Genomic DNA, 7873 nt, shown 5'->3' on the forward strand with positions numbered 1-7873 from the left:
GCGACGATCGCTTCATGTTCACTGTGGCTGGACTCTGGAATTTCTACTTAATGGCAGGATAATTTAATCAGTGAAAACCAGAATTTTCCCATTTCACTTTAAGGTTTTATTTCGCGACAAGTCTATTAGTTCAATTGGTTATGCGCTGCATCAAATGAAAATCACACAAAAAAAAGAATTAAGGTATCGAGAAATAAATAGACTTGAAAGAATAAAATACTATAAATTACGAGGGAGAATTGATAAAAAAATATGGGATAGAAAGGCTTGTATATATTGATGAGAGTCGATTTGAGTCAGTCCAAGAATGTCTATTGTATTGATGGAAATAACTCTATTAATTTGCTTCGACTGAATAACTATAGTCCTAGAGTCTGAATTAGTTTTGAGTTTTCCTAGATATGACTTTTTCTGAAGCATTCATAATTACAGAAGTAAAAATAGCATTACCCTGACTATGAAATAATTTTGTAAAAATGAGGAGTTTGTCAGGTCTAGAGCTATTGAAATTTAATAACTTAACTCCTCCGACGGCAATTAAATGTTAATTTTAAATTCTAAAAATTTTTACCAAAAAATCAGCTCTCAACTCTCCTTTTTTAAGATGATGAAAAAATCAACTTCAGTATTTCAACAATAAGGCTTGAATGGTCAGCACTAATAAGTAAAATAACTTTCATTTGTACAATGGTAATTCATCTATTGTACCAAGACTATCGAGGGGCCAAAAGCGAAATATAGCTCGACCAATAATATTTTCATAAGGAACAAAACCCCAACATCGTCCATCATAACTATGATTACGATTATCCCCCATAACTAAATAAGAATTTGGAGGCACTGTCACAGGTTGAGAAAGAAACCTTTTATCAGGAGGACAAACATCTATTCTAGTTTGTTGATGATTAATTTTTCTTGCCTCAAGTTCTGCTGGATTCAAATCTGAAGCAACATAAGTTTCTTCTACTACCTGATCATTCAAATATACTCTTCCATCCTTCAATTCTACTCGATCTCCAGGCAATCCAACTATCCGTTTAATAAAAGCATCTTTGTACTGAGTTTTAAGTTCATTTGTTGGATTAAAAACCACAATATCTCCTCTTTCTGGATCTTTAAATTGATAACCCAATTTATCTATAATCAAACGGTCATTAATTTGTAAAGTTGGTAGCATCGAACCAGAAGGAATATAACGTGCTTCAGCAACAAATTGACGAATTCCTATAGCTAAAATCACGCTAAGTCCAATAGTTTTGATTGACTCAATCAAAGGATTTTCTTCATTGGAATTTTCTTTATGTTTTGATTTTTCTTCTTGATTCATCATTTATATCCATCGAATAATTAATTTTAAAATACTGGTTTTGTTTATGGGTTTTACAACTAGGTAATTAAGTTTTTTTGACTAGACTATCTTACATAAATATTAAAAAGATTCTAGAGTGTAAATCATCTAAGTTCACAATTATAAGACTACATTTTTAGGTTTTTGAGTTTATAGTCATTATTATAGCTATCCTATCAAACTGTAATATATTAGAATCAAAGTAACATTATAGCCTTTCTGCTCTATTTCCTGTTTCCATAATTACTACTCTGTACGGACGTTGTATGTAACTACCCCTTACTCCCTAAAACAATATAAATACAAAACCCAATCTTTAATCATGTCTACTATCTCTTCTTTGTTGATTCGTCGCGCCCGCATCCTTTTACCCAATGGGGAATTTTTGATTGGTGATGTGCAAACTCAAGGCCAAGAAATTATTCAAGTCGCTCCAGAAATCTCATTTTCTGAAGCTTCAGAAAAAATCATAGATGCTGAAGGCTTAACCCTATTACCTGGAGTCATCGACCCCCAGGTACATTTTCGGGAACCTGGATTGGAACATAAGGAAGATTTATTTACTGCTAGTCGAGCTTGTGTGAAAGGTGGTGTTACTTCTTTTCTGGAAATGCCTAATACTAAACCTTTGACTACGACTCAAACCGCATTGGATGATAAGTTACAACGGGCAGCTCAAAAATGTTTGGTTAATTTCGGTTTTTTTATTGGGGCAACGGCAGAAAATTTACCCGATTTATTAACTGCTAATCCTACTCCTGGGATTAAAATTTTTATGGGTTCTATGCACGGACCTTTATTAGTAGATACGGAGGAAAAGTTAGAGCCAATTTTTGCGAGGGGAAAAAGGTTAATAGCTGTTCATGCAGAAAATCAAGCTCGAATTGATGAAAGGAAAAAAGAGTTTGCTGGTATTTCTGACCCTGCTATTCATTCACAAATTCAGGATAATGAGACTGCTTTATTGGCAACTAAGATGGCTTTGAAGTTGTCGAAAAAATATCAGCGGAGGTTACATATTTTGCATACTTCGACTGGAGATGAAGCTGAATTATTGCGTCAGGATAAACCGAGTTGGGTGACTGCTGAAGTTACGCCTCAACATTTATTATTAAATACAAGTGCTTATGAAAAGATTGGTACTTTAGCTCAGATGAATCCTCCTTTAAAATCTGCTTGGGATAATGATATTTTATGGCAAGCTTTGTTAGATGGGGTAATTGATTTTATTGCCACAGATCATGCACCTCATACTTTGGAAGAAAAAGCAAAAGGTTATCCAAATACTCCTTCAGGAATGCCTGGGGTGGAAACTTCTTTACCTTTAATGTTAACTCAAGCTATTCAGGGAAAATGTTCTGTTGCTCAAGTTTCTAATTGGATGTCTACTGCCGTTGCTAAAGGTTATGGCATTCCGAAAAAGGGAGCGATCGCTCCTGGTTTTGATGCGGATTTAGTATTAGTTGATTTGGATAATTATCGCCCTGTTTTAAGAGAGGAATTAATGACAAAATGTGGGTGGAGTCCGTTTGAAGGATGGAGTTTAACTGGTTGGCCTGTTGTTACTATTGTTGGGGGAGAAATTGTGTTTAATCGTGGTGAATTTAATTCTAATGTTCGGGGTAAAGCTATAACATTTTCTGTAGCTACCTAATTAATTTTCATAACGACTTTTTTTGAAGTTTTGCTTGACTTTTAGTTGACTTGAAGGGCAAAAAAATTACTCCCCCACTCCCCTATTCCCCCGCTCCCCCACTCCTTAAAAAGACTTTTTCAGCAAACCATAACTAGCTCATTAATTTTTGAAGACGTTAATATCTATCTATCTGTCATCCAAACTATATTCTTAATCCCAAACCTTTATAAAGGAGTATTAGCTAATTTTAAGAGTCCCTGCAACTCAGAAAGTTTCGGGCTTTTTTTTGGCAGATATTCCTTAACTTTAGTATCATTTTGTAGTGGCTTAATTTCCTCAATGTATTTTTTCTCTAAACTATCTAATTCTGATAAAAGTACCTACCAGCTAAAACAGTAATTTAGTATATAATCATATGTAGAATTATCTTAGTAAGTTTTAGAACCTAAATTTTATCCAAATCCAAATCAAACTTACCAATAGAAATCAATTTAGCATGGCGTGCGCAGGGCGTTTGTTCACAAATATCTCCTACATTAGAAAAACTTAAATAAACTCGCAAAAAATTAGGAGGATAATAAACCAACTTCTCAGCCCATTCAATGGCGACAATACCCAAAGGTACTTCCAAAGCCTCCCAATAAATCTCCAAATTTAAAGCTTCAATCTCAGAACTTTCTAAACGATATAAATCAAAATGATAAAGAGGTATTCTGCCAGAAAAATACTCATTAATCAAAGTAAAAGTAGGGCTATCAATTGTTTCTTTGATTCCCAAACCAGCACCAAGACCTTGAACAAAAGTCGTCTTACCACTACCTAAATTTCCCTCCAATAAAATCACACTACCAGCAGGCAAAATTTTCCCTAAACTTTTACCAATATTGTGAGTTGCGACAGTATTTTGTAGTGAAAAAAAAACTTCTTTATTCATAACTATTTATTAAATTTAATACGCTCATACCACTCTAATAATACCTGCGCTAACATCATCGAATCGTGACGAACAAAACCAGTTTCTTCATCCTCATACATCACATTAGTCAAAAGAATTTTCCTTCCTAAATTTCTAACAGCTTCACGGTCAAGAAAAACAGGATGAGAATCTTCTTGAGCATAACGAACTAATGCTTGTGCTGAAGGACTTTTTCCCTGCACTAAAACAGTATCAAATAATCGTTTACCAGCAGCAACATCAATAGCACGAATATGGTCAGCCACAGTATATCCAGTAGTTTCTCCAGGCTGAGTCATAATATTACAAACATAAATACTAGGAATATTTCTAGAAGCGTTCGCGTTAGCGGTGCGGAGCATTATCGCCTCAGCAATTTCAGACACTAATAAATTAGGAATCACGCTAGTATATAAACTACCAGGGCCAATAATAATATAGTCAGCTTCTTCTATTGCCTGTAACACTTTGGGCAAAGCCAGAGGATGTTCAGGAGTACAGCCAATTTTGACAATTTTTCCCCTGGCCTCAGTAATATTAGACTCGCCTTCAATACGTCGCCCATCAGCTAATTCTGCCCACAAATTAACATCAGTAAGAGTAGCAGGTAAAACCTGACCCCTGATAGCCAAAACTTGAGAACTAGCAGCTACGGCCTGCTCCAAATCACCAGTCACTTCACTCATTGCCGTAAGAAAAAGATTGCCAAAACTATGTCCCACCAAACCATCACCAGCACGAAACCGATACTGAAACAACTCAGTTAATAACTTTTCCTCATTAGCCAAAGCTGCCAAACAATTACGAATATCCCCTGGTGGTAGTACCCCTATCTCTCGGCGCAACCTACCAGAAGACCCACCATCATCTGCCACCGTCACAACAGCAGTAATATTAGCACTGTAATCTTTGATACCCCTTAACAAAGTAGAAAGACCTGTACCCCCACCAATAGCAACTATCTTTGGACCTCGATTTAATCGTCGATGGGCAAGTAAGCGATCCACCAGTTTTTCCTCTCCCTCTGGTATTAACACCTGAGTAATGGAATTAATACTACGATTTTGACCCCAGAAGATAAAAAGTAATCCAGCAAAGATAATTATTGGCCCGGAAATATAACTAGGAACTATAGTCGTCACCCACCCCAAAAATTCTTTAAGTAGCCGTAGGGTGTAAAAAATTGGAGTCATTCCCGTCCATATTGATAGACCTAAGCTAGTCAGTAGTACGCCAGCAGCACTCAAGAGTAACCACCGCTTGATAAATAATCCTGGAGCTAGCCACTTAAACCATTGGCCAATTACCTGAGAGTTAGTCTGATCAGATTTTGCAATAAAAAAATTACTTTTGAGAAAGATGCGTAGGGTTTTCTTTACTAAACTAGTTGACATAGCAATATTAGCCTTAGCTTGATTAAGGACAAATTTGTACAAAAATACTATCTACAATAAAGAAGATTCTGGCAGTATTATGGCGCTTCAGAACTAAATTGTGTTGAGATGAAATGCCTTAAAGAAGTCAGAAGTCAGTAGGGGCGTTAGCGGAGCTATGCGTCAGCTAACGCCCGTACAGAAGTTGTTTTTGTAACGGGGATTTGAGCAACCCTCCAAAAACATTTCGCCTTAAAAGGCGGGGTTACGCGACCCAATGATTTTGTTAAGGAAGATAAACTAAGGAGATTTAATCAAATCAGTATATATATAGAACAGGCAACAGGCAATAGTGGAAAAAGTATTTCTCTGTCTTACTGTTCATTATCAGCATAAGTCAAACACCAGCTCGTTCCTTGCTATAACAGCAGCCACGATAAATATTTGCTACAAATAATAGAGCATCTTGGTATAGAATTACTCTATTTTTGTCAAAACTGATTTTTATTAGAGAGAGAAAATATATCATTAATTGTTAATTTTTTCTTACTTATTTCTTCTTCCCTCTGCTCTAGATAACTAATCACCTAGATAACTAAAACCTTCTTGCTTTTTCTTGACTTACAGTATTTGTAACATTATTTTTTGAAAATGGTATAACAGAAGGCAAAGTTTAGAAGAGAAAAGCTGACTAAATCTCAAAGTTTGAGACTTTTATTATGCCCCCTTGCTATACTGCCAACAAAATCTGTTATGGCGCTACGCATTAAGTTTAGGACATAAATAGAAGCTGAAACCCTTTTGTATTTCTCTGTTGCCTATTGCCTGTTGCCTGTTGCCTTGCGCGTAGCGCTATACTTGCTGCTTTTTTAAGACCAATACTTTATTGTGGACTGTTAAGTATAAACGATGAACCACGAACCTATAATCGAACTGAAAGGAGTTAGTAAATCATTCGGGTCTAATGTTGTTTTAGATCAAACAGACTTAACAATTTATCGCGGGGAAGCATTGGCAATCATTGGTCCATCTGGAACTGGTAAATCCACAGTTCTGAGAATTATTGCTGGTTTATTGACTCCTGATGCTGGAGAAGTTTATGTCCAGGGACAGCGACGAGTTAGATGGATGGATGATTTGAAAGATCCAATTACTATTGGTATGGTCTTTCAAAATGCTGCTCTGTTTGACTCCCTGACAGTAGAAGAAAATGTGGGTTTTCTTTTGTATCAACAGAGTAAGTTACCACATTCCCAGATTCAGGAGTTGGTGCAGCAGAAATTGGAAATGGTGGGGTTGGGTAATATTGGCGATCGCTATCCGGCAGAGTTATCTGGTGGAATGCGTAAACGAGTGAGTTTTGCTAGGGCAATTATGACTAATCCAGAAAATCCTCATGATGACCCAGAAATATTATTGTATGATGAACCAACTGCAGGTTTGGACCCCATCGCTTCTACTGTAATTGAAGATTTGGTACGTCACTTACAATCTGTAGATGGTGGTTGTAGCACCTATGTAATGGTTACTCATCAACATAGTACCATTCGTCGCACAGCAGACAGAATTGTATTTCTTTATCAGGGTAAGGTGCAGTGGATTGGTACTGTAAATGAAATTGATGTGGTGGACAATCCTTTGGTACAACAATTTTTTACAGGTAGTGTAGATGGGCCAATTCAGGTCTTGGATAGAGGTTTGACTAAGAGGCAAAAGCTACAAGTAGAAGATTAATGTCTGAAAAAGTAATGGATTAGATTATATCACTATTGGTTAATAGCTAAAATCTTTAAATCGTCACAGCTTATTGATAATTTTGGGGAAACTATGCGATCGCGAACAGCTAGAGAAGGTTCAGTTGGTTTATTAACTTTGCTAGGATTAGGTTTATTTGGTGTATTGGTGCTTTGGTTGAAGGGAGTAAACTTAGGCCAACGTAGTTATAAGGTCATAGTAGAATTTGAAAGTGCATCTGGTATGGAATTAGGCACATCAGTTAGATATCGAGGTATTAATGTAGGACAGGTAGTAGGAATTAAACCAGGGCCAAATGGAGTAGATATTAGTCTAGAAATTAAACCTGAAGATTTAATTATTCCTCGTGATGTGTTTATTCAAGCAAATACATCTTCATTTATTGGTACTGCAGTGATAGATATTACTCCTAGAGGTAGAATACCAGAATCAGAAATTTCTGCTGGTCCTTTATCCTCTAATTGTTCGGAAATAATTATCTGTAATAATGATCGTTTACAGGGGCAAGCAGGAGTAGAAATACAGCAATTATTAAGAGCAGGAATACGTTTAATCGATCTATACAGTGACCCAGAGTTATTTAGTAATGTTAAAATAATTGCTGAAAATACAGCTAATGCTTCTGAAGAGGCTTCTAAGTTAGCAAAACAACTGGCTGATTTATCAGAAACTATTAGAGGAGAAATGCAAGGTATAAGTCAATATTTAAGAATCCCTGTTATTTCATCTACATCTTCTCTTAAATATTGACTTATACCTTGCATTTCTCCTCTAATAGTTTCTGATAAATCAGCCAGTTGTTTTGC

General features: G+C 36.1%; 6 protein-coding genes and 1 pseudogene. 4 read left to right on the forward strand and 3 right to left on the reverse strand.

All coding sequences use genetic code 11. The annotated features are described in order from the left end of the window. Nucleotides 1–127: 127 nt before the first annotated feature. Nucleotides 128–311, forward strand: a pseudogene (locus tag F6K13_RS09245) (IS630 family transposase); the annotation flags it as partial. Between the two features lie 365 nt (nt 312–676). On the opposite strand, the gene lepB reads toward F6K13_RS09245, so the two are convergent. Further along, nucleotides 677–1327 (reverse strand): signal peptidase I, encoded by a 651-nt coding sequence (gene lepB / locus F6K13_RS09250; protein WP_124143228.1) that lies wholly within the window; start codon nt 1325–1327, stop codon nt 677–679. Nucleotides 1328–1670: 343 nt separating this feature from the next. On the opposite strand from lepB, the gene F6K13_RS09255 reads away from it, so the two are divergent. Next, nucleotides 1671–3002, forward strand: coding sequence for a dihydroorotase (locus tag F6K13_RS09255; RefSeq protein ID WP_124143210.1), 1332 nt, complete (start codon nt 1671–1673; stop codon nt 3000–3002). A 427-nt stretch (nt 3003–3429) separates the two neighbouring features. Here F6K13_RS09255 and tsaE read toward each other — a convergent pair whose 3' ends face one another. Together tsaE and yvcK are read right to left on the reverse strand one after the other, a co-directional pair. Continuing rightward, entirely contained in the window at nt 3430–3918 is a 489-nt protein-coding gene (tsaE, locus tag F6K13_RS09260; protein ID WP_124143209.1) for a tRNA (adenosine(37)-N6)-threonylcarbamoyltransferase complex ATPase subunit type 1 TsaE, read from the reverse strand. A gap of 2 nt (nt 3919–3920) precedes the next feature. Then, nucleotides 3921–5333 (reverse strand): gluconeogenesis factor YvcK family protein, encoded by a 1413-nt coding sequence (yvcK, locus tag F6K13_RS09265; RefSeq protein ID WP_124143208.1) that lies wholly within the window; start codon nt 5331–5333, stop codon nt 3921–3923. An 888-nt stretch (nt 5334–6221) separates the two neighbouring features. On the opposite strand from yvcK, the gene F6K13_RS09270 reads away from it, so the two are divergent. Further along, nucleotides 6222–7046: an ABC transporter ATP-binding protein gene (locus F6K13_RS09270; RefSeq protein WP_124143207.1), complete on the forward strand. Its 825-nt coding sequence runs from the start codon at nt 6222–6224 to the stop codon at nt 7044–7046. A gap of 93 nt (nt 7047–7139) precedes the next feature. Beyond that, nucleotides 7140–7817: an MlaD family protein gene (locus tag F6K13_RS09275; protein WP_287287252.1), complete on the forward strand. Its 678-nt coding sequence runs from the start codon at nt 7140–7142 to the stop codon at nt 7815–7817. Nucleotides 7818–7873 lie beyond the last annotated feature (56 nt).

It is taken from the genome of Okeania sp. SIO2B9, assembly GCF_010672505.1.
In the GTDB taxonomy this organism is placed as follows: domain Bacteria; phylum Cyanobacteriota; class Cyanobacteriia; order Cyanobacteriales; family Microcoleaceae; genus Okeania; species Okeania hirsuta.